Annotated in this window: 21 protein-coding genes; 5 read left to right on the plus strand and 16 right to left on the minus strand. The window is 71.5% G+C overall.

Annotated features, from left to right (window positions below):
- Positions 1-227: 227 nt before the first annotated feature.
- Positions 228-1391, minus strand: coding sequence for a PP2C family protein-serine/threonine phosphatase (locus tag AOQ37_RS18565; RefSeq protein WP_062645675.1), 1164 nt, complete (start codon positions 1389-1391; stop codon positions 228-230).
- A 308-nt stretch (positions 1392-1699) separates the two neighbouring features.
- On the opposite strand from AOQ37_RS18565, the gene AOQ37_RS18570 reads away from it, so the two are divergent.
- Entirely contained in the window at positions 1700-2227 is a 528-nt protein-coding gene (locus tag AOQ37_RS18570; protein WP_234436944.1) for a DUF1062 domain-containing protein, read from the plus strand.
- Positions 2228-2381: 154 nt separating this feature from the next.
- Here the strand turns inward: AOQ37_RS18570 and AOQ37_RS18575 are convergent, their stop codons facing one another.
- From AOQ37_RS18575 to AOQ37_RS18625, 11 genes are all read right to left on the minus strand, one after another.
- Positions 2382-2750 (minus strand): low affinity iron permease family protein, encoded by a 369-nt coding sequence (locus tag AOQ37_RS18575; RefSeq protein WP_062646053.1) that lies wholly within the window; start codon positions 2748-2750, stop codon positions 2382-2384.
- Between the two features lie 17 nt (positions 2751-2767).
- A complete protein-coding gene (locus AOQ37_RS39910; protein WP_062645677.1) occupies positions 2768-3190 on the minus strand; it encodes a GvpU-like protein in 423 nt (140 codons plus the stop codon).
- Positions 3191-3281: 91 nt separating this feature from the next.
- Positions 3282-4133 carry an RNA polymerase sigma factor SigF gene (locus AOQ37_RS18585; RefSeq protein ID WP_062645678.1) on the minus strand — a complete coding sequence of 284 codons (852 nt, stop codon included), beginning with the start codon at positions 4131-4133 and terminating at the stop codon, positions 3282-3284.
- 346 nt (positions 4134-4479) lie between these two features.
- Positions 4480-4881 carry a gas vesicle structural protein GvpA gene (locus AOQ37_RS18590; protein ID WP_062645679.1) on the minus strand — a complete coding sequence of 134 codons (402 nt, stop codon included), beginning with the start codon at positions 4879-4881 and terminating at the stop codon, positions 4480-4482.
- 240 nt (positions 4882-5121) lie between these two features.
- Positions 5122-5592, minus strand: a complete 471-nt coding sequence (locus AOQ37_RS41380) for a GNAT family N-acetyltransferase (protein ID WP_234436945.1) — start codon at positions 5590-5592, stop codon at positions 5122-5124.
- A 103-nt stretch (positions 5593-5695) separates the two neighbouring features.
- On the minus strand, positions 5696-6004 hold the full coding sequence (locus tag AOQ37_RS18600) for a hypothetical protein (protein WP_062645680.1): 309 nt from the start codon (positions 6002-6004) through the stop codon (positions 5696-5698).
- A gap of 64 nt (positions 6005-6068) precedes the next feature.
- Positions 6069-6914, minus strand: coding sequence for a carbohydrate ABC transporter permease (locus AOQ37_RS18605; RefSeq protein WP_062645681.1), 846 nt, complete (start codon positions 6912-6914; stop codon positions 6069-6071).
- Entirely contained in the window at positions 6911-8269 is a 1359-nt protein-coding gene (locus AOQ37_RS18610; RefSeq protein WP_062645682.1) for an ABC transporter permease subunit, read from the minus strand. The genes AOQ37_RS18605 and AOQ37_RS18610 overlap by 4 nt, the downstream gene beginning before the upstream one ends.
- A gap of 6 nt (positions 8270-8275) precedes the next feature.
- The gene (locus AOQ37_RS18615; protein WP_062645683.1) at positions 8276-9604 is read right to left on the minus strand and encodes an ABC transporter substrate-binding protein; all 1329 of its coding nucleotides are present in this window, start codon (positions 9602-9604) and stop codon (positions 8276-8278) included.
- A gap of 78 nt (positions 9605-9682) precedes the next feature.
- Positions 9683-11365 (minus strand): glycoside hydrolase family 13 protein, encoded by a 1683-nt coding sequence (locus AOQ37_RS18620; protein WP_078890258.1) that lies wholly within the window; start codon positions 11363-11365, stop codon positions 9683-9685.
- 222 nt (positions 11366-11587) lie between these two features.
- Positions 11588-12856, minus strand: coding sequence for an ABC transporter substrate-binding protein (locus AOQ37_RS18625; protein ID WP_062645684.1), 1269 nt, complete (start codon positions 12854-12856; stop codon positions 11588-11590).
- A gap of 125 nt (positions 12857-12981) precedes the next feature.
- Here AOQ37_RS18625 and AOQ37_RS18630 point away from each other — a divergent pair, with 125 nt between their 5' ends.
- The 4 genes from AOQ37_RS18630 to AOQ37_RS18645 all read left to right on the plus strand — a co-directional run bounded on the left by AOQ37_RS18630 (position 12982) and on the right by AOQ37_RS18645 (position 17136).
- Positions 12982-13497 carry a PadR family transcriptional regulator gene (locus AOQ37_RS18630; RefSeq protein ID WP_062645685.1) on the plus strand — a complete coding sequence of 172 codons (516 nt, stop codon included), beginning with the start codon at positions 12982-12984 and terminating at the stop codon, positions 13495-13497.
- Positions 13494-14243 (plus strand): ABC transporter ATP-binding protein, encoded by a 750-nt coding sequence (locus AOQ37_RS18635; protein ID WP_062645686.1) that lies wholly within the window; start codon positions 13494-13496, stop codon positions 14241-14243. Before AOQ37_RS18630 ends, AOQ37_RS18635 begins: the two co-directional genes overlap by 4 nt.
- Positions 14244-14246: 3 nt before the next feature.
- Positions 14247-16538: an ABC transporter permease gene (locus tag AOQ37_RS18640; RefSeq protein ID WP_062645687.1), complete on the plus strand. Its 2292-nt coding sequence runs from the start codon at positions 14247-14249 to the stop codon at positions 16536-16538.
- A 217-nt stretch (positions 16539-16755) separates the two neighbouring features.
- Positions 16756-17136, plus strand: a complete 381-nt coding sequence (locus tag AOQ37_RS18645; protein WP_062645688.1) for a hypothetical protein — start codon at positions 16756-16758, stop codon at positions 17134-17136.
- A 78-nt stretch (positions 17137-17214) separates the two neighbouring features.
- Here AOQ37_RS18645 and AOQ37_RS18650 read toward each other — a convergent pair whose 3' ends face one another.
- The 4 genes from AOQ37_RS18650 to AOQ37_RS18665 all read right to left on the minus strand — a co-directional run bounded on the left by AOQ37_RS18650 (position 17215) and on the right by AOQ37_RS18665 (position 21452).
- Positions 17215-18192 carry an NAD(P)-dependent alcohol dehydrogenase gene (locus tag AOQ37_RS18650; protein ID WP_062645689.1) on the minus strand — a complete coding sequence of 326 codons (978 nt, stop codon included), beginning with the start codon at positions 18190-18192 and terminating at the stop codon, positions 17215-17217.
- Positions 18193-18354: 162 nt separating this feature from the next.
- Positions 18355-19050 (minus strand): TetR/AcrR family transcriptional regulator, encoded by a 696-nt coding sequence (locus tag AOQ37_RS18655; RefSeq protein WP_374701525.1) that lies wholly within the window; start codon positions 19048-19050, stop codon positions 18355-18357.
- A 33-nt stretch (positions 19051-19083) separates the two neighbouring features.
- Positions 19084-19899, minus strand: coding sequence for a DUF427 domain-containing protein (locus AOQ37_RS18660; protein ID WP_062645691.1), 816 nt, complete (start codon positions 19897-19899; stop codon positions 19084-19086).
- Positions 19900-19970: 71 nt separating this feature from the next.
- A complete protein-coding gene (locus AOQ37_RS18665) occupies positions 19971-21452 on the minus strand; it encodes a glycoside hydrolase family 43 protein (protein ID WP_062645692.1) in 1482 nt (493 codons plus the stop codon).
- Positions 21453-21491 lie beyond the last annotated feature (39 nt).

Here is a 21491-nt window from a genome sequence, read left to right on the forward strand (position 1 = left end):
GCCGTCACATCCACAGCATGCCGTCGTCCTCGTGCTCGCGCACACGGAAGGCGATCGTCCGCCGAAGCAGGTCGCCCGGCACGGGCCGGCCGCACGGGGGCTGAGGTCCAGCTATCCGAGGGGCCACTTCGATGCTCTTCGCGAGTTCTACGCAGGTGCCTCGAAGCGGGGCCTCGTGGTCGTCTCATGGTGAAACTGAGGGCCGAAGGCCGGAGACGCCGGCCTTCTCACGCGCGCTGGTTGCCGTGCCAGTCCAGTATCAGGACCGTGGCGTCGTCCTTGAGGTTGCCGTGGCAGGCGTCAAGGACCGCGGCGGTCAGGCTCCGGACGGCTTCGCGCGGGTGCAGCGCGCGGGTTTCGTAGATGACCGAGGCCAGGTCGACGGCCGCGGCTCCGCGTTCCTGCATTCCGTCGGTGAGCAGGACCAAGCGGTCGCCCGGACGCAGCTCCAGTTCCTGCACGCGGTAGGCGGTCGGGGCCACCACGCCGAAAGGCAGATTGACGGCGAGTCTGACCTCGTCGACGGTGCCGTCCCGCAGCCGCAACGGCCGGGGATGGCCGGCGTTGACCAGTTCGCACCGGCCCGTCTCGAGGTCGACGCACAGCAACTGGCCGGTGGCCAGGCCCCGGCTGTGGGCGAGCAGCGCCTGGTGGGCCTGGTGGGCCTGCTTGAGGGCGTCGCAGCCGCTGCGCCGTGCCTGGCGCAGGGCGCCGACCAGCAGGGTGGCCAGCAGAGCCGAGTTCGTGTCGTGGCCCATGGCGTCGGTGATGGACAGGTGCAGGGTGTCACGGTCGAGGGTGTAGTCGTAGGTGTCGCCGCCGATGTCGTCGGCCGGCACCAGCCCGGCCGCCAGGGTGAACTGGGGCGCCTCGCAGCAGGGCGCCGAGGGCAGCAGCTGGTGCTGGATCTCCGCGGCCAGGCTGGTCTCGGTGGTGCGCCGGCCGAGGTGGTACAGATCGGTGAAACGGCGGTCCGTGACGATGATGTAGGCCAGCGCGTGCGCGGCCTCGCGGACCTGCCGCAGCACGGTGTCGTCCGCGGACTGGAGGGTCAACTCCAGGACGCCGATGCAGTCGCCGCGGTTGGTGACCGGCGTGATGACGCGCCGTCCGCCCTGGCCGTCGGGTTCCACGTGCTGGCGCTGACTGCGCAGCACGCTGTCGTAGACGCTGCCGTACAGGTCGATCGGCTCGGCCCGGTCCTCGACTTCGGGCCCGGCCGCGGCGAGGCGTACCAGCCGCTGACCGATGAGGTCGACGAACAGGAAGGACACCCGCTCCGCGCCGAACCGCTTTTGCAGATCGTGTGCCACCACATCGATGGACTCACCGGGCGGCGCCGCCTCAGCGGCGGCCAGCAGCTCGCCCAGTTCCAGATCTCTGCCCTCCACAACAACCTCCTGTCGGTTGTCGCAACTTCTTCCCCGCGTCTCCGCAACATCACCTGGTTTATCCGTCTTGGCTGGTCAGAGCCACGGATCAGGTCGATGAGCCGTTCGAAAACCGGTGGAACAGCGCCGGGGTGCGGCGCTACCGTGCTGTCGAATCCGAGTCGTCTGGGCAAGGACGTGCCGTTGTACACCGTGTGAGACACCCCGAGAGCTGATCTGTCGCGCGTCGCGCATCCGCGCCGCGCTCCTTTTTGCTGCGGACTTCTCACTGGAACCGGTGTACTTCTGTGCTCGAAAACTGGGTGGTCATGCCCACCTGCCTGCCGACCGTTCTCCGTCGTTGCCACGCGTGCGCGTCCGAACGATTCCGGGCGAACGGCAAGTTCCGCGTCAACGCGCACCACAAGCTCCTCGACGCCTGGCTCCTCGTGCTGTGTGCAGCTTGCGGGGACACGGCGAAGCTCACGATCCTGGAGCGGGTGAACGTGCGCTCCGTACGACCCGGGCTGCTGGACCGGATGCACGACAACGACCCGGCCCTGGCGGCCGAGTTGCTTCAGGATCCGGTCGTGCGGCGCCGTAATCGCATCGCCCTCGACTGGGACGGCGCCTGGCGTCTCGAGACCGGCGGATCGGACCATCTGGACCGTGAGGTGATCGACATCTCGGTCCGCTTCGCGGCGCGGATCCCGGTCCGGCCGGTGCGACTGATCGCTGAAGGGTGCGGTCTTTCGCGGGCCGAGGTCGAGGGGCTGATCGCGGAGGGGAGGCTCGTTTCGGCGGTCCGGCTGAGCGGCAGGGTCTCCGGCGACTTCACCTTCACGCTCAAGCGCTGAGCCCTCCTCCGCCCTACGCCCCGCCCACGGGACAGTGGCGTGTCCGCGGGGCCACCACGGGCGGGCCCGTCCGGCACGATCTGCCGGACGGGCCCGCTTTCCCTGGCCGACAGGCCGGACAGACCCGCTTCCCGGACCGGCCGACCGGGTGGAGTCAGGTCTGCTGCTCCATGCTGATGGCCCGGCGCAGTTCCTCGCTCGCGGCGCCCGGTTCCTGCCGTTGGCTCTCCAACAACGCGGCGGCGATGGCGTCGAGTTTGCGCTGGATGGCGTGCTCGGCTCGGCGTTCGGAGTTCTTGAGCAGGGCGAGGAGCAGCAGCGAGACGGCGGACATCGTCTCGCCCACCATCAGCAGCCACGGCGTGGGCAGCTTCAGCGCGTGCGCGGTGATCGCGGTGGCGACCAGGACGAGGCACACACCGAAGAAGGCGGGCGAGCTGGTGAAGTTCGAGGCGTGTTCGGCCAGGCGGGTGAACCGGCCCGGCCGGTCGCCGTCCCGGTGCGCGGGGTGCTGAGGTGCCATCAGGTCACCGGCCGCCTTCACGGGGCCGGCCGGTCGGCGGGAGCCCCCAGGGCCCAGCCGGAGACGTCACCCAGCCGCCCACGCCACAGCGGAGCGGTCGCGGTCCCGGGCACGGACAGGAAGGTGACGTCGACGAGGTGGATGAAGGTGTGCAGCCCGTCGCCCGTTCCCGGCTCGGACCCGGCCTCCTTCACGGCGGCCCGGACCATGTGCGCCAGGTGTGCCATGTGGTCGGCCGCGTCCTCCGCTCCGGTGGCCTCCGACACCACCTCCTCCCACCGGTCGGCCCACGCGCGGGAACCGACCAGGTTCCCCGCGACGATGCCACCGGGCGTGGTCAGGCAGATCTTGAGGGCGGCCTCGGGCTGCGCGTCCACCAGTCGCAGCAGGATCTCCAGATGCGCGTCGATCGGCGGAAGCGCGGCACCGTGTTCGCTCACCACACGTCCTCTCTGAGTTTCCGCAAGGGCCACAGCTGTCGGTTCCACGGGGTTCCACTGAGGGTTGTCACTGGGTTGGTCACGGGTTTTGTCACTGGGTGGTGAGCATGCCCTTGCGCAGGCGCTTGAGGGTGCCGGAGAGCAGGCGGGAGACGTGCATCTGCGAGCAGCCGAGCCGTTCGCCGATCTGCGCCTGCGTCAGCTCCTCGACGAACCTCCAGTGCAGGATGAGCCGTTCACGCTCGTCGAGCTGGGCGAGCAGGGGCGCCAGCGCGTGGAAGTCCTCCACCAGTTCCATGGCCGCGTCGTCGGAGCCGATGAAGTCCGCCAGTGCCGTCTCGCCGTCGGGGCCACCGCCGATGGTGGCGTCCAGGGAGGCCGAGTTGTAGCCGTTGGACGCGAGGCGGGCCTCGATGACCTCCTCCTCGGTCAGGTCCATCAGTTCCGACAGCTCCTTGACCGTGGGGGTGCGGCCCATTCGGCTCTGGAGCTCCTCGGTGGCCTTCGCCAGCTGCACGCGCGCCTCTTGCAGGCGGCGCGGCACGTGCACGGACCAGGAGGTGTCCCGGAAGAAGCGCTTGATCTCGCCGACGATGTACGGGATCGCGAAGGAGGTGAACTCCACCTCACGGGATATCTCGAACCGGTCGATGGCCTTGATCAGCCCGATCACGCCGACCTGGACGATGTCCTCCATCCCGTCCGCGCCGCCCCGGTTGCGGAACCGGCCGGCCGCGAAGCGGACCAGGGACATGTTCATCTCGATCAGGGTGTTGCGTGCGTACTGGTACTCGGGCGTGCCTTCCTCGAGCACCGCCAGCTTGGCGAAGAACAGCTTCGACAGGCTCCGGGCGTCCTTGGGTGCCATCTTGCCCGGTTCCGGGATCTCCGGCAGTGCCGCCGTCGTCTGTCCCTCGGCCGCTTGTGCGATCGTCGCCCTCATCTGTGATCTCCCCACCCTGCCGGTGCCCTGCCTATGAGCTGATGTGGCCGCGTCTACCCCGTCCCTCCCGGAGCATGCACATGCCCGGGGAGAGTGCCCTGACAATCGGCCGGAATCCTGCTCGCCGACGCCGTCGCAGGGGCCGCCGGATGTGTCGTCGGATTGCGTCGATACGGGCCTTGAGCAGGCAGAACTCGTCGCCCCGGGGATGGCCGGGACATGCCACGACGCGTCGCCCGGTCATCGCAACGCGCAGCGAAAACACGCGACCGGCGGCGAGGACCACGGGGCGGCCGTACCCGCGGGGCGAGCGCGGGCGAAGGGCCTTCAGGACTGCGCTCTCGGCCTAGGTCCCGCTTCCGCGGGTGGGTCGCCGGGTGCTCTGACGCTTCTGGCCCTCGTCCCGGGCCTGCCGATAGGCGCTGAAGATCGTCTCCGCGGCGCCGGACAGCGCTCCCTTGGTGGTGCCCCGGGCACCGGACTCGGTGATCTTCTCGGTGAGTTCCGTGATTCCGGCCGGCTTGCGGGGCCCGGCCTCCAGATCGAGGCGGTTGCAGGCCTCGGCGAAGCGCAGATAGGTGTCGACGCTGGCGACGACGATCCGTATGTCGATCTTGAGTATCTCGATGCCGACCAGTGAGACGCGCACGAAGGCGTCGATCACCAGCCCGCGGTCGAGGATGAGTTCCAGAACGTCGTAGAGGCCGCTGGAACCGCCTCCGCCGCTCTGCTGTGTCGCGACGGTCATGCCGACCGACCCCCTTGCCCACTGTCTCTGCGTGCTTCCGTCGGCGATGCGCCTCGCCGCGACGCAGACTCTCTCTGCGAGTGGCCCGCCAACCCGCGGCCAAACGCCCTTACGGGCATTGGGAGTTGCCGATACGGGGATTGGGAGTTGCCGATTCGCCTTCGACAGTGACGGGTCGAGCAGCAGACGGGTCGAGCTGCTGCCGGATCGAGCGGGAGACGGCTTCGGGTGAGAGACGGCTCAACCAGCGGCGGGGAGCATGCCGCCGGGCCGGCCGTGGGAGCAGTTCGCCGCCGGGGCCGCCCGGGGAATGCGCATCCGGTGCAGCAGGTCACGCGTGAGACGGCGGTCGAGCGTGGTGCGCCAGGTGACGTCGGGGTGCCGGGAGCGCAGGTGCGACAGCGCCCTGGTGCCCAGCCCGCAGTCGCGGAACGGCTCGTCCAGGACGACGTCGGTGATCACGCCCTCGGCGCACTCGTCGCACGCCCGGTAGGTGACTCGTCCGACGATCTTGCGGATGTGCACCAGGAGCAGACACTCCTCGTTCGGGCCGCCGCCCAGGGAGGAGGACGGCAGCAGTTCGACATCGCGGTAGGCCAGCAGCCTGCGATGCCATCGCCCCGCCCGGCGCCCGGTACGCCGGTGCCGTCCCGCGACCCGCCGGGGCGCGGCGTCCTCCCCTGACCCGGTCCGGCCGTGCGCTTCGCTCATGACATACGTCTGGTTTCCCTGCATTCCATCGCGTGTGCCCCTGACCACCGCCCCCATGCCACACCACCACGAACCACCCCGCCGACACCGACCGCGCCCTCGATCAGTCGAGCGCCCTGAGCCCTTTTTCCCAGCGGGCACGGCGCTCCTCGTCGCTCTGCTCCCACCAGGGGGTGCCCCGCTCCCCCAGGGCGACCTTCGCCAGCCCTACGCGAGCGCGAGCCGCACGTTCGGCTTCGGTGTCCTGGGCCCGCTTGGCGGCCCCGACCGCGCGGCGGGCCGCCATGAGGTGGGAGCGGAGCCTTGAGGCGTCCTCCTCGGGAATGAGCGGATCGGTCGCCCGCCAGCGGCGTCCACCGACGACGATGAACCGTCCGTCAGGGGTGTGCTCCGGTTGCGCGTCAGGTGTCACGGGGTGAGTCTGCCGGGCGGGTGCGGCGGGACCGGGGAGGCGTGCGGGGGCGCGGGCGGACGGTCTACTTGACGGATCCGGCCATCACGCCCTGGACGAAGTGTCGCTGGAAGGCGAAGAACACGGCCACCGGGACGATCAGGGACAGGAAGGCGCCCGGTGCGAGCACGTCGATGTTGCTGCCGAACTGCCTTATCTGGGACTGGAGTTCCACGGTCAGGGGTTGGGAGGAGCTGTCGGCGAAGAGGAGTGCCACCAGCATGTCGTTCCACACCCACAGGAACTGGAAGATCGCCAGGCTCGCCAGGGCGGGGCGTCCGACCGGCAGCACGAGCCGGGTGAAGATGCGCCACTCGTTGCCCCCGTCCATGCGGGCCGCCTCCAGCATCTCCCGCGGTATCTCGGCGAAGTAGTTCCGCAGAAGGAAGATCGCGAACGGCAGGCCGTAGGAGACGTGGAAGAGGACGACGCCGGGGATCGTGCCGAACAGACCGAGTTGGCCGAAGAGTTTGGCCACGGGCAGCAGGCCGATCTGTACGGGGACCACCAGGAGCGCGACCACGAGCAGGAAGAGGGCGTCCCGGCCGGGGAACTCCAGCCAGGCGAAGGCGTACCCGGCCAGTGCGGCGATCGCCACCACCAGGATCGTCGTCGGTACCGAGATCAGCACGGTGTTCCAGAACGCCCGCGTCATCCCGGCGTTGCCCAGCAGCGAGGTGTAGTTGTCGAAGGACAGCTGGCGCGGACTGGTGAGCGCCGTCCACCAGCCGCCCTTGGCCGTGTCCTGCGCCGATCGCAGGGACGACACGAGCAGTCCGGCGAGCGGGGTGAGCCAGAGCAGTCCGACGACCACGAGGACCGCCTGCACCAGGCTGTTGCCGAGCCCGCGCCGCAGCGCACTGAGGTTCATCGCTGACTCCCTCGGAAACGACGGACGTTGAAGACCATGGCGGGGATCACCAGCAGCAGGAGCAGCACGCCGAGGGCGCTGCCGAGCCCCTGGTCGTTGCCGCCGCCGAAGGACACCAGCCACATCTGGGTGGCCAGCACGGTGGCGTCCTCCTGCACCGGGCCGGGCGCGATGATGTAGACGAGGTCGAACACCTTCATCACGTTGATGACGAGCGTCACGAAGACCACCGTCAGCACGGGTGCCAGCAGCGGCACGGTGATCCGGCGGAACACCTGCCACTCGTTGGCGCCGTCCATCCGGGCCGCCTCGAGCGAGTCACGCGGCAGCGTGGACAGGCCCGCGCCGATCAGCACCATCGCGAAGCCCGTCCAGATCCACAGGTAGGCGCCGATGATCGCCGGTGTGACCAGTGCCGGGCCGAGCCAGGAGATGCCGTCGTAGGGCTGGGAGAAGTTCGAGCCGGGGAGGGCGACGCTGTACGAGCCGGTCTCCAGGCCGGGGAAGCGGAAGGAGCCGTCGGCCGCCGTGGTGGTGCTCGCGACGGTCTTCCCGTCGCGTACCGCCTCGACCCTCACCTTCGGCAGCCCGCTCTCCTGACGGTCCACCGCGCCCTGCTTCCCTCCCCCGCCGGGGGTGAAGTCCAGGTAGACGACCCCCCGCAGTTCGTCGGGGCCCGCCGGGCGGGCGGCCGCCGCGGAGGCCGGTTCCGCGCCCGCCGGGAGGTCCTTGGGCGCGACGCCGACCAGGCCGAGGGTGACCGTGTCACCCGGCGACACCGTCGTGCCCGTGCGGTACGAGCCGTCGGCGCCCCGGGTCAGCCCCGCGCCGTCACGGGCGCGGGCGGTCGGGTAGCCGGCCGTGTCACGGAAGGCGTCGTGGACGCCGACGGCCGCCGCGTTGAGGACGCCCTTGTCGGGGTCCTCGTCGTAGGCGAGCCGGAAGATGATGCCGGCGGCCAGGAAGGAGACGGCCATGGGCATGAAGAGCAGCAGCTTGAAGGCGGTGGCCCAGCGGACCTTCTCGACGAGCACGGCGAGGATCAGGCCGAGACCGGTCAGCAGGGTGGGTGCCACGACCACCCAGACGGCGGTGTTGCGTACGGCTTTGAGGGTGGCCGGGTCGCGGAACATCTCGGTGTAGTTGTCGCCGCCGACGAACCGGGTGCCGGAGGCGTCGAAGAAGCTGCGGCCGACCGAGAACAGCACGGGGTAGACGACGAGGGCGCCGAGCAGGAGCAGTGCGGGAAGGACGAAGAGCAGGGCGACGGTCCTGCCCCGCCGCCGGGCGCGCCGCTTGCGGGCGACGGCCTCGGCGGCGGGTGGTGCGGTCGTCCGCGTGAGCGTGACGGTCATCGCCGTTCAGCCCTTGTAGGCCTTGGCGGCGGCGGTTTCCAGCTGTGCCGCGGTGGCCTTCGGGTCGGACGGGTCGCGCAGGAAGTCCTGGAGGATCTTCCACTCGCCTGCGCCCTTGGTGCCGCCGAACGCGGCCGGGGCCTGGTCGGACATGTCGAAGCGGACGGAGTCCGCGGCGGTGATGAGCGACTTGGCGGTGGTGCGGGTGACGTCGTCGCCGTAGGAGGCCAGGTCGAGCTTCTTGTTCGGGGAGAGGAAGCCGCCCGTCTCGGCCCAGACCGCGGCGGCCTCCGGGGTGGCCAGGTACTCCAGCAGGGCCATGCCGGCCTTGGTGTTCTTGCCGTCCTTGAGGACGACGGCCGCGTCGCCGCCGCTGACCACCGGTGCCTCGCCCGCGCCGACGGGCGGGAAGGCGAAGAAGTTCGCGTCCTCGCCTATCCTGCGGCCGAACTGGTCCTTGGCGACGCCCGCGACGAAGTCGCCCTCGTAGACCATGCCCGCCTCGGGCTCGGGCCCGAAGACCTTCTCGACGGAGCCCGGGAAGTCGGTGTTGAGGGCGCCCTTCTGGCCGCCCGCGAGGAGCTGCTTGTCCTGGAAGAGCTTGCCGAGCGTGGTGAGGGCGTCGACCACGCTCTGGTCGGTCCACTTCAGTTCGTGGGTGGCGAGGGCGTCGTACTTCTCGGGTCCGGCCTGGGAGAGGTAGACGTTCTCGAACCAGTCGGTGAGCGTCCAGCCGTCCTGGCCCGCCACGGAGAAGGCGGCGAGGCCCGAGTCGGAGACGGTCCGCCCGGCTTTCAGCATCTCGTCGTAGGTCTTCGGCGGCTGGACGCCGGCCTGTTCGAGAGCGGCGGGGCTGTACCAGACCGTCGACTTGTGCGCGGCCTTGAAGTAGAGGCCGTAGAGGGTGTCCTCGACGCTGCCGTAGTCCTTCCAGACCGGCGCGTAGTTGGCGGCGACGGCCTTCTGGGTGGTCGACGACAGGGGCAGGAGCCAGCCGTTCCCGGCGAACTGCTGGAGCACTCCGACCTGCGGGACCATCACCACGTCGGGGGCGTTGCCGCCCTCGATCTTGCTGCCGACGACGGTGGAGACGTTGTCGCCGGTGGAGACGAACTGGGTCTTGGCTCCGGTCTTCTCGGTGAAGGCGTCCAGCACCTTCTGGAAGTTCTTCTGCTCGGCGCCGGACCAGACGCCGGCCACGGTGACCGTCTGGCCGCCCAGTGCCTTGTCGCCGCCGCCCGCGGAGACGGGGTCGCCGCTCCCGCAGGCGGTCGCGCCGATTGCCAGGACGAGGGCGGTGCAGCCGGTGAGCAGGGAGGTACGTCGTCGCATCATCGTCGATGTCCGTTCGTGGAAGGGGAATTGGCGGTGGTGGAGAGGTGGAGTGGTGGAGAGGTGGGGAGGTGGTCGTGCTCAGGAGTCGGTGTCGTCACCGATCCACCAGGCGGCCGTGGAGCCGGGGAGTTCCCCGGCCCGGCAGGGGCCGCTGGACAGCAGGGGGATGCCGGGGACGGGCGCCGGAGCGGGCGCCGTTCCGAAGTTGACGGCGCAGACCAGGCCGTCGCCGCGGGCGAAGGCCAGGACCCCCGGCTGGGTGTCCAGCCAGCGCAGCGTGCCCTCGCCGAGCTGGGGCAGGCCGGCGCGCAGCTGGAGGCCGTCGCGGTACAGGTGCCAGAAGGAGCGGGTGTCGGCGAGGGCGCGATCGGTGGCGTACTGGGCGAAGTACTCGGGCTGCGGCAGCCAGGGCTTGGTGCCGTCGACGCCGGAGGTGAAACCGAACGGTGACGCCTGCCCGGACCACGGCAGCGGTACCCGGCAGCCGTCCCGGATGCGGGCGCGGCTGCCGGTGCGGCGGAAGATCGGGTCGGTGAGCACGTCGTCGGGCAGGTCGACGACCTCGGGCAGGCCCAGTTCCTCGCCCTGGTAGATGTAGGCGGCGCCGGGCAGCGCCAGCAACAGCAGGGCGGCGGCACGGGCGCGGGCGGCGCCGAGGCCGCTGCCCTCGACGGCGGGCTCGCCGTAGCGGGTGACCGTGCGGACCTGGTCGTGGTTGTTGAGGACCCAGGTGACGGTCGACCCCGTTCCCGCGATGTCCTGCATGGCCTCGGTGATGACCTTGCGGAAGGCGTCGGCGTCCCAGGAGGCGCTCAGCAGGTCGAAGAAGAAGGCCTGGTGCAGTTCGTCGGGGCGGACGTACAGCGCGTGTTCGCGGGCCGTCGGGACCGAGACCTCGCCGACCAGGAGCCGTTCGCGGCCGTCGCGTGCCGTGTACTCCTCGCACACCGCGCGCCAGCGCCGCCACACGTCGTGCACCTCGGGCTGGTTCCAGGCGAGGGGGTTGACGGAGTCGCGGGTGCGGGCGTCTGCCTCGGGGTCCGGCGAGTCGGGCAGCTCGGGGTGCTTGAACAGTCCGGCGGCGACGTCGATGCGGAAGCCGTCGACGCCCCGGTCCAGCCAGAACCGCAGCGCGCGGTCGAAGTACCCGCCGACCTCGGGGTCGCGCCAGTTCCAGTCGGGCTGCTCCGGCGTGAACATGTGCAGGTACCACTGGCCCGGGCGGCCGTCGGCCTCGGTCACCCGGCTCCAGGCCGGGCCGCCGAACATGGCGTGCCAGTTGTTGGGCGGCTCGGCGCCGTCCGCCCCGCGCCCGTCGGCGAAGTGGAAGCGGGCCCGGGCCGCGCTGCCGGGTGCGGAGGCGAGCGCCTCACGGAACCAGGGGTGCTCACTGGAGCAGTGGTTGGGGACGATGTCCAGCAGCACCTTGACGCCCAGCCGCCGGGCGGCCGCCACCAGCCGGTCGAACTCGGCGAGATCACCGAAGAGCGGGTCGACGTCGCAGTAGTCGGAGACGTCGTATCCGTGGTCGGCCTGCGGGGAGGGGTAGAAGGGGCTCAGCCAGATCCCGTCGACGCCCAGCTTCTTCAGGTACGGCAGTCCGGCGCGGACTCCGGCGAGATCGCCGACGCCGTCGCCGGTGCTGTCCAGGAAGCTGCGGACGTACACCTGGTAGATCACTGCCTCGCGCCACCAGTGGTGCGTGGCTGGGCGCGTGTCGGTGCGCGTGACGACGCGCGTGTCGATGTGCTGGGAGCTCACCCGTTGGCCTGTCTGTGCGGGCTGACTGTTATGCATGCATGTTATGTAGGCGTTTCACGGAGGTGTCAACGAACAGGCAGGGGCCATCTGACAGATGGGGATGGCAAACGCCCACCTATCAGGACAAAACGACACCGGTTGATACGTCGGCGTTACCTAACATGTAAGTAGGCGAAGGATGGTGCGGTGAGAGGGGAGGACAGCCGTGCCGACCGAGCCGGGTCAGCCGCGGCGGGAGATGTCCGCGAGCTCCCGGGCCAGCCGCCGCGCCGCCGCCTCGGGCGTGGAGTGCCCGGACATCGCGTCGTGCACGACCGCCTGCACCACCATGCTGACCTGGTCGTAGCGGGGGCTCTTGGGACGCGGGGCGGCCGTCAGGACACTCGCGCGCAGGGTCGGCAGGTACGGGAACCGCCGGACCAGTCCCGGGTCCTCGTACAGATCCGCGCGTACGGGCGGCAGCGCGCCCCGGGTCAGCACCTGCCGCTGGACGCCCTCGCTGGTGAGGTAGGCGATCAGCCGCGCGGCGGTGTCGGGGTGTTCGGCGTGCGTGTTGACGGCCAGGTTGGAACCGCCGAGCACGCTGGTCCCGGGCCCGTCGCGGCCCGGCAGCGGCACGGCGCCGACCTTGCCGGCCAGCGCGGACCCCGGCGCGGAGGCGCTGACGTACGCGTAGGGCCAGTTGCGCAGGAAGAGCAGGTGTCCGTCCTGGAAGGCCCGCCGGGACTCCTCCTCGGTGTAGGCCAGAGCCTCCTTCGGCACCCATCCCTCGCGGACGCCGCGCGCGAGGAACCCGATGCCCTCGCGGGCGGCGGAGTCGACGGTGACGCGGTCGCCCTCGTCGCCGAGGATCGTGCCGCCCGCCGAGTACACCGCCTCGGCCGCGTTGACGGTGAGGCCCTCGTAGGGCAGGAACTGCCCCGCGTAGCCGTCGAGTCCGTACCGCGGCGCGACGGTCTTCGCGGCCCGCTCCAGTTCGGCCCAGGTGCGGGGCGGCGGGACGCCCTCCGCGGCGAGGACGTCCTTGCGGTAGAGGAGCAGCCCGGCGTTGGTGACGTACGGGACGGCGTACAACCGGCCGTCGTACGTCGCCGTGTCCACGACCGGACGGAGGAAGCTGCCCAGCGGGAAGCGGTCCCTCGGCAGCGGGCGTATCCAGCCGGCGGCGGCGAACTCCGAGGTCCAGGCGACGTCGATGTTGAGGACGTCGAACCGGCTGCGGGCGCCGCCGCGCAGATCGGTGATCATCTGGGCGCGGGTCTCGTCCGCCGAGTCCGGCAGTTCGACGAGGGTGACCCTCTCGCCGGGGTGAGCGCGGTTCCAGCCCTGGAGCAGCGGGCCGAGATAGCCGGTGAGGTCGCCCGCGGTGGCCAGGGTGAGCGGTCCGCGGCCCTCCAGACCGCCGGCCGCCCGCGCGCCGGAGGCGCCGTAACCGGCCAGGACCACGGCGAGAACGAGGAGGCCCCTACCGGCGGCGCGTATCCACCGCATAGGTTCCTCCCTGTACACCCGGCGCCGGGCGCCCTCGCCCGGAGTCAGAGGCTATGTATACCCGTTAGGTATGGGCGATACTAGGGCCTGGACCACAATACGAGGCTGCGAGGAGGACAGCACGAGTGCGCCTGCCCCTCCTGGCCCTGCTGGCGCGCGGCCCGGCCCACGGTTACGAGCTCAAGCAGGACCTTGAGCGGCTTCTGGGCGCCGCGTACCCTCAGCCCAACATCGGCCAGATCTACGTGACGCTGAGCCGCCTCGAGAAGACCGGGCTGATCGAGGGCGAGGAGGTCGAGCAGTCGAGTCGGCCCAACAAGAAGATCTACCACCTCACCGACGCCGGCCAGGAAGCGCTGCGCGTCTGGTACGAGGAGACCTCGGACGAACCGAGGTTGCGGGACGAGTTCTTCATGAAGCTCGCCCTGGCCCCGCAGACCGGGCTCGCCGACCAGATCGCCCTGATCAACAAGCAACGACGCCACTACCTGAACACCATGCGTACCCTGTCGAAGCTCGTCACGGGCGAGCACCGCGAGAACCGGACGGCCCGGCTGCTCGTCGAGGGCGCCATGCTGCACCTGCAAGCCGACCTCGACTGGCTGGAGCGCTGCCAGGAAGAACTGGAGGAGCCGGAATGAACGACACTCCCACTCCTGCGCTGCGGGCCGAGGGCCTCGTGAAGACCCACCACGGCGAGGGCGCGCCCGCCCACGCCGTTCGCGGGGTGGACCTGTCCGTACGGCAGGGCGAGTTCGTTGCGGTCACCGGCCCGTCCGGCGCCGGGAAGTCGACGCTGCTGCATCTGCTCGGCGGCCTCCAGCGACCTGACAGCGGCAGCATCTGGCTGGACGGCGTACGCACGGACGGGTACAGCGAGGCGCAGTGGGCCGTGGTGCGCCGGCGGCGGATCGGCGTCGTCTTCCAGTTCTTCAACCTGGTCTCCAACCTGTCCGTCGCCGACAACGTCGAGCTGCCCGCGCTGCTGGCGGGGGTCTCCCCCAGGCGGGCCCGCGCGGAGCGGGAGGAGCTGCTGGCCGAGCTGGGCCTGGCGGGCAAGGAGCGCAGCATGCCCGGCGAGCTGTCCGGCGGCGAGCAACAGCGGGTGGCCCTGGCCCGGGCCCTGGTGAACCATCCGCCCCTGCTGCTCGCGGACGAGCCGGCGGGCAGCCTGGACAGCAAGGGCACCCGCGAGGTGACCCGGCTGCTGTCCCGGTTCCACCGGCGCGGCCAGACCATCCTCCTGGTCACCCATGACGCGCGCATGGCGAGCACCGCGGACCGGGTGATCAGCTTCTTCGACGGCCGGATCGCCGACGACGCGGTACTGGACGGCACCCCGTCCCCCGGCAAGGGGATATCCGCGGTACTGGAACTGAAGGACTGACCTGTGCGAGCCACGTTGCGCTGGGCGCACTCGGACCTGCGGACGCATCGCGGCGAAGCACTGTTCCTGGTGCTCGCCACCGTGGGCGTCGTCACCTCCCTGCTGCTGGCGGCGGCGCTGTTCGGGTACGCGACGAACCCGTGGGAGCGGGTCTTCACCCAGTCCCGGGGCGCGCACGTGTCGATCCACACCGGCTCCTCGGCCGACGCGGGCAGGCTCTCCGGGCTGGACGGTGTCGAGTCCGTCGCCGGTCCCTACGCCACGGCTTCCACCACGGTCACCTCCCGGGGCGCCCGCGCCTCCGTCGAGCTGCGCGGCAGCGCCGACCGGCCCGCCGTCGGACGGCCCCTGCTCGTCTCCGGCCGCTGGCTCGACCCCGCGGCGCCCGAGGGCGTGGTGCTGGAGAGCAGCCTGGCCCGCGCGCTGCTGGCCGAGCCAGGAGACGTGCTCACCCGGACCGGCGGCGCGGCGCTGACCGTCCTCGGCGTCGCCGACAGCCCCGAACCGCGCTACCGCCAGGGCGAGCGGCCCGGACTGGTCTGGGCACTGCCCTCCGCCGTGCCGCGCACCGGCTCCGAACGCGGCCAGGTGATCGGGCTGCGCCTGACGGATCCGGAGGACACGGACTACGCCGTCCAGCGCGCCGTCACGGTGCTGGGTGCCGGCGCGGTGCGGGAGGTCTCCACCTGGCAGCAGGCGCGGGCCGAGGCGCAGGGCGACGACCGGCTGCTGGGCCAGATACTGGGCCTGTTCGGTCTGGGCGCGCTCGTCGCCGCCGGACTCGCCGTGCACGGGGCCATCGGCACCCGGATCCGGGGTCACCTGCGGGACATCTCGATCCTGAAGGCGATCGGGTTCACCCCGGGCCAGGTGACGCGCGTCTTCCTGCTCCAGCATCTCGCCTACGCGCTGCTGGGCGCCGTGGCAGCGGCGGCGCTCACCCAGGCGCTGGGCAGCCGGCTGCCGGGGCGGCTGGGAGACGCGATCGGGGTGTGGCAGGGACTGCCCGGACATGCCGCGACCTCGGTCCTGGTGCCCGTCGGGGTGGTGCTGTTCATCGGCGCGACCACCGGGCTCGCGGCATGGCGGGCGGGGCGGGTGCCTCCGGTTCCGGTGCCCCGGACCGCCGCCCCGGCCGGGGGGCGTCTGTCGGGGGTGGCGCGTCGCGCGCTCGGCCTGCGGCTGCCGCCCGCGATGGTCCTCGGCTGGCACAAGGCGTTCACGCGTCGCCCGCGCTCACTGGCCACCATCGCCCGGCTCGCCCTGCCGCTGACACTGATCGTGGTGGCGATGAGCGCCTGGACGACCATCGAGCGCTTCCACAGCACCCCGGAGGAGATGGGTCTGGCGGCCGCGCTCACCGTCCGCGCCGACGGAGGGACGGGCGACGCGGCGACCCGGACACTGTTGGCGCGGCGTCCCGAGGTCGCCGCCGTCTATCCGGGCGTCGAGGTCGCGGCCCTGGTCCCGGGCCAGACGGCGACGATCGCCCTGCGCGGTCTGGGCACCCGTACGGACCCGTACCCCTACACCCTGGCCGAGGGCCGCCCCGCGCACGGTGCCGACGAGGCGGTGGCCGGGCAGGGGCTGCTGGACCTGCTGGACGTCCGGGTCGGCGACTGGGTGCGGATGACCGTGAGCGGCCGGCCCCAGATCCTCCACATCGTGGGCCGCAGCATCGAGCCGGAGAACGCCGGTCGGGTCATCTCCACCTCGCTCGACACCCTGAGGGAGAACGACGCGGAACTCCGGCCGACGCTGTACCAGGTCCGGTTGCGCGACGGCGCCGATCCGCGTCGTGTCGCCGCCGCGCTGAGCGCCGCGGCCGGGCGCGGACAGCTGGACGTGCACACGGTGACGAACCCCGCCGACGGTCTGTCGCCGCTGCGCAGTGTCGTCGTCGGTCTGCTCGGTGTCCTCGCGCTGATCGGGCTGGTCGATCTGCTGACGGCCATCGGCGGCACGCTGCGCGAGGGCGAACGGGATCTGCTCGCGCTCCGGGCGATCGGCCTGTCACCACGGCAGATCAGCGGGATCACGGTCGCGGCCACCGGTTGCACCGTGGGGGCCGCGGTCGCCGTCTCGCTGGCGCTGGGGCTCCCTGTCTCCCACTGGCTGATCGACGCGCAGGGCCGGTCGAGCGGCATCGGCGCCGGCATCGCCCGGGCACCGTCCGCCGTCGCGCTGTCCGCGTTCGGCGCGGCGGTGGTGCTGGGCGCGCTGGCGCTCGCCGCGCTGCCCGCGACCCGCGCCTCCCGGCGCCGTCCGGCGGACACGATGAGCGCGGTGGCGTAGTCCGCGGAGGACGCCCGGGCGCCCGGACACCTTTGCGGCCTCACGGCACCGGGCATGACGGGTAGCGGAGTGACCGACGAACCGGGGGGACGCATGCACGCCAGGGTCGAGTACCTGATCCGACACGGGGTGTCCCGACGTGTATGGGTGATCGCCGGCCGGTGCGGCGTACTGGCTCTGCGCCCTGGCCGGAGTCTGGTACCTGATCCGGCAGGGGGTGACGCTCGGCAATGTCGTCGCCCTGCACGTGATCTGTTTCGTGTGCGAAGCGGTCTCGGTGCTGGGGGTCCTGTGGCCGGGCGAAGAGGCCGGTTCGGAGCAGCTCGTGGACGATCACCAGGGTGTGACGGTGTCCGCCGCCTGCCTGAGCGGGATCTTCCTCGCGTTCCCGACCCTGATCACCCTGACCGTGCTCGACCGGACCGGCGTCCCGCTGGAGGCCGTGGTCGCTTCGACGACCGCACTGTTGCTGGCCTCGTTCGCGGGCCTCGTCGCCGTGACGGCCCTCGCTCCCACGGTGCGGCCCGCCCACGACGGGGCCGGTCCGCCGGACGGCCCGGGCTGGTCCGACGCCGGGGACTTCGACCTGGGCGACTAGGGAACCTGTGGGCGACCAGTGGGCTTGTGCGTCAAGGCGCTGCCCGGCGGCAGCGCAGGCGCCTGGACCGACGTCGGCTCACGGCATCGTGATCACGATCTTGCCGCGGGTGTGTCCTCCTTCCAGGCGCCGCAGGGCCTCGGCCGTGTCGGCCAGGGCGCAGGTCCGGTCGATCACCGGGGTGAGGCCGCCCGCCTCGATGAGCGCGGTGACGGCGAGCAGGTCCTCCTGGGCCGGTCCGGCCGGGGTCGCCGGGAGGATCGTGCGGAGCCGTTGCCGGGCGAACCCGTCGACCGCGATCACACGGAGCATGGAGCCCACCGCGCCGAACGCGCGGCCGGGTGAGCCACCGCCGTTGGCCACGAGTGTTCCTGTCGGGATGAGCGTCCGCCGCAGCCGGCTCAGCGGACGGTTGCCGACGTTGTCGAGGATCACGTCGTAGCGCTCCGGTCCCGCCGTGAAGTCCTGCCGGGTGTGGTCGACGACGTGCGCGGCGCCGAGTGAGCGCACCAGATCGACGTTGGCCGTGCCGCACACGCCGGTGACCTCCGCGCCGAGGCCCGCGGCGATCTGTACGGCGAACGTGCCGACGCCACCGGCCGCCCCGTTGACCAGCACCCGCTGCCCGGCCCGCACCCGGCCCACGGTCCGGATGCCCCGCAGCGCGGTCACCGCCGCCATCGGCACGGCCGCGGCCTGCTCGAAGGTCAGACCGGCGGGCTTGCGGACCAGCAGCTCCGCGGTGGTGCGCGCGTGCTCGGCGAGGGAACCGTGGGCGAAGCCCAGTACCTCGTCGCCCGGCCGGAACCCTGTCACGCCGGCTCCGACCGCCTCGATCCGCCCGGCGACGTCGATACCGGCCACCCGGCACCTCGGACGCGTCAGCCCCACGCCTCCCATCAGCCGCGCCACATAGGGATCGCCGCGCAGCATGTGCCAGTCGTAGGGGTTCAGCGCGGCGGCACGGACCCGCACCGAGACCTGGTGGTCCGAGATCTCGGGCCGTTCGGTGTCCACCAGCTTCAGGACGTCCGGCGGGCCGAACCGCTCCTGCACGACTGCCTTCGTCGGGGCGCTCCCTCTGTGCGGCTTCGACGGCCGGCCGAGGCGCCCGAGGCTGCCTTCCGACCCGGTGGGTGTACGCCGTACACCTCTGTCTCTGCGTCGCACGGTAGGTGTACGGCGTACACCCGTCAAGAGCGGAGGGCGATCGGGTTCTCAGGTCCTGCCCAGGAGGCGCTCGAGGCCGTCCAGCGTCAGGTCCAGAGCGAACTCGAACTCGAACTGGTCGTCGCAGCCCGAGCCGACGACGGACTCCGGGTCATGGGCGACCGCCATGGCCAGTTCGGTGATGTGCGGGTAGCGCGCGGCCATCTCCTCGGGCGGCATCGCGTCCGGGTCGGGCTCACCGGTGCCGGCACGGTCCTCGAACAGCTCCTGGGAGAAGCCGAGGAGGCGGCTGCCCATGACGTGCAGCGCGTGATGGACCAGCTGGACCGGGAACCCTCCGGCACGGAAGATCCCGATCATCGAGTCCAGGTACCGCATCACCGCGGGCGTCGGGGCGGTCCGCGCCTTCGTCCGCGACTCGATGACCGCGGGCGCCCACGGGTGGCGCAGCAGCATGCCGCGGGCCGACAGCACCCGCCGGCGCACGGTGGTCTTCCAGTCGGTGTCGGCGGCCGGTGGATCGATCTCGTCCATGAGGACGTCGATCATGCCGTCCAGCAACTCGTTCTTGTTGGCCACGTGCTTGTAGAGCGCCATCGGCACGACGCCGAGCGCCTGGGCGATGTTGCGCATGCTGAGCGCGTCGACACCGCCCTCGTCGGCCAGCGCGACGGCGGCACTCAGCAACCGCCCCTTGCTCAGCGGCGGGCGGGACCGCGCCGCGACGCCCGCCTTCCTCGTGATCTCCACCGTCTCCCCTCCCGTGCGACGACGCCGTCACCGCGCCGGACGGGACACCAGGGTATGCGTGAAGGGGGTGACGGGGCGTTCGAGGCGCTCGCCGTCCACGGTGATGTCGACCGCCTCGTTGTAGAAGGCGACCAGCTCGCCTATCGCGGCCACGGCGGGCAGCGGGGCGGGGTAGCTCCACGCGAGGTCGGGCGGCACGTCCGCCTCGCCGGCCCAGGACCAGTACGTCGCGGTGCCCTTGTAGGGACAGCCGGTGCGGTGGTCGGTGGGGGTCAGGAGGTCGAGTCGGACGTCCTCGCGCGGGATGTAGTAGCGGGTCGGCAGACCGGTCTCGAAGAGCAGGACCGGGCGGCGGGTGTCGGCGACGACCGTGCCGGCGATCTCGACCCGCACATGCCGGCTGCTGGGCAGGGCGTCGACCCGTTTGTGCGGGTCACGGGGGTGGATGTAGATCTCCTCCTCTTCCTCGTACCAGTGGTCGAGTCCCCTGCCCGTGCGCCGGAACCACTCGAAGGCGATGTGACCGGCCAGGTCCGCCGCGGGGAAGGTCCAGGCCGCGTTCTCCAGCAGCTCGCCGTCCACTTCGAGGTCGTAGAAGACCTGCGAGCCCGTGTGGGTGCCGGCGGGCGGGTTCCGCGCCGGCCGCAGCAGGTCCGTCCGCACCTCCGCGCGCGGGAAGGCGTACAACGGCACTGGCACCCCGGGCTCCCAGACCAGGACGGGGTGGCGGCTGTCGACGACGGTGAACTCGCCCTTGCGGCCCCGGACCCAGCGCGGACTGGGCTCCCACAGCAGACCTTCAGGGGTGGCGCGCACGGAATCGGCGGTGCTGAGCTCGGTCATGTCGGTTTCCTCCCTCGGATCCCTCCCTCGGAAGCTCCGCTGCCCTCCGCGTTCCCCGCAGGAGGGAGGCGTCACCGTCCGTGCAGTGCCTCCGGGTCGTCGGCGCCGCTGTAGGTGAACGACCGGAACAGCACCGCGCCCTCGGAGCAGGCGAGTCCGACCGTCCGGCCCGTCATGCCCGCGGCGACCTCGGTCGAGAAGTACCGGCCGTCGATACGGCCGAGTTCCCGGAATCCGTCCGGGCCGGAGGTGCCCGCCACCACCTCGTCGGGCCCCATGTCGACGCCGAAGGGCGTCGCGGCGGTGTGCGGTACGACGCGCAGTTCGAGGGTCGTCTCTCCGGTGGCGGCGGCTTCGCCCAGGACCGCGTGCGCCGCGCCGATCCGGGCGACGGCACGCACGCGGCCGTCCGCCACTTCGACGCATACGGCGTGACGGGGGTCGATGCGCAGCTCCAGTCCTCCGGACCCGCCGGCCTCCTCGGAGGCGATCACCGCTGCCCGCGCCCGCAGGTAGAGGTGTTCCTGGCGACGGCCCACGAAGACCGGACCGGCCGTCGCGGTCAGCAGGCGGCCGCGGTCCGTCGCCTTCAGCACGTCGGCGGGGAAGCCGCCCGGCGCGACCCAGGACGGCGGCAGGGCCCGCCCCGCATCCGGCAGGTGCTCGGTGAGCTCAGCCGCGTCGTCCGGCTGGATCGGTCCGGCGACGACGGGCCACTCCTCGCTCCAGCGCACCTCACAGGCGAAGGTCTCACGGCCGAGCACGTGCCACTCGGGACTGCTGCCGCGCGGCCGGACACCCAGGTAGACCATCGCCCACGTCCCGTCGGGACGCTGCACCAGGTCGGCGTGACCGGTGCTCTGGACGGGAGCGTCGCTGCCGCGCGCGGTGAGGACCGGATTGCCGGGGCAGGCCTCGAAGGGGCCGGCCGGCGAGGGGCCCCTGGCGAGGGTGACCGCGTGGCCGCGTTCGGTGCCGCCCTCGGCGACGATCAGGTACCAGTGCTCGCCGATGCGGTACAGGTGGGGACCCTCCGGGAACTTGCCGCCCGTCCCCTGCCAGAGCCGCCGTCGCTCGGTGAGCAGGGCGCCGGTGCGCGGGTCCAGGACGGCCTGCACGATCCCCTCGCCGAAGCGGCTCCAGGTCAGCAGACAGGCGCCGTCGTCGTCCCAGGCGAGGTCGGGGTCGATGCCCAGCGCGTCGGGGATCCACACCGGGTCCGACCACGGGCCGGCCGCGTCGTCGGCGGTGACCAGGAACATCCTCGGCTCGGCCGCCAGCAGGGTGGTGACCATCCAGAAGCGGCCGTCGTGATGCCGGAGGGTGGGCGCCAGGATCCCGCCCGAGGCCGCGACCCCCTCCAGCGGCAACTGCGACGGCCGGTCCAGCGCGTGGCCGATGTGCTCCCAGGTGCGCAGATCGGTCGACCGGTGGATCGGCACGCCCGGCGCGTACTCGAAACTGGAGTTGGCCAGGTAGTACACGTCTCCCACACGGCAGACGCTGGGGTCGGGATGGAATCCGGGAACGACCGGGCGGACGGGCAGCTGCACGACATGACTTTCTGTTGGTCGGCCGAAGGCGGGACGCGA

Source organism: Streptomyces maremycinicus, assembly GCF_001184025.1.
GTDB lineage: Bacteria > Actinomycetota > Actinomycetes > Streptomycetales > Streptomycetaceae > Streptomyces > Streptomyces maremycinicus.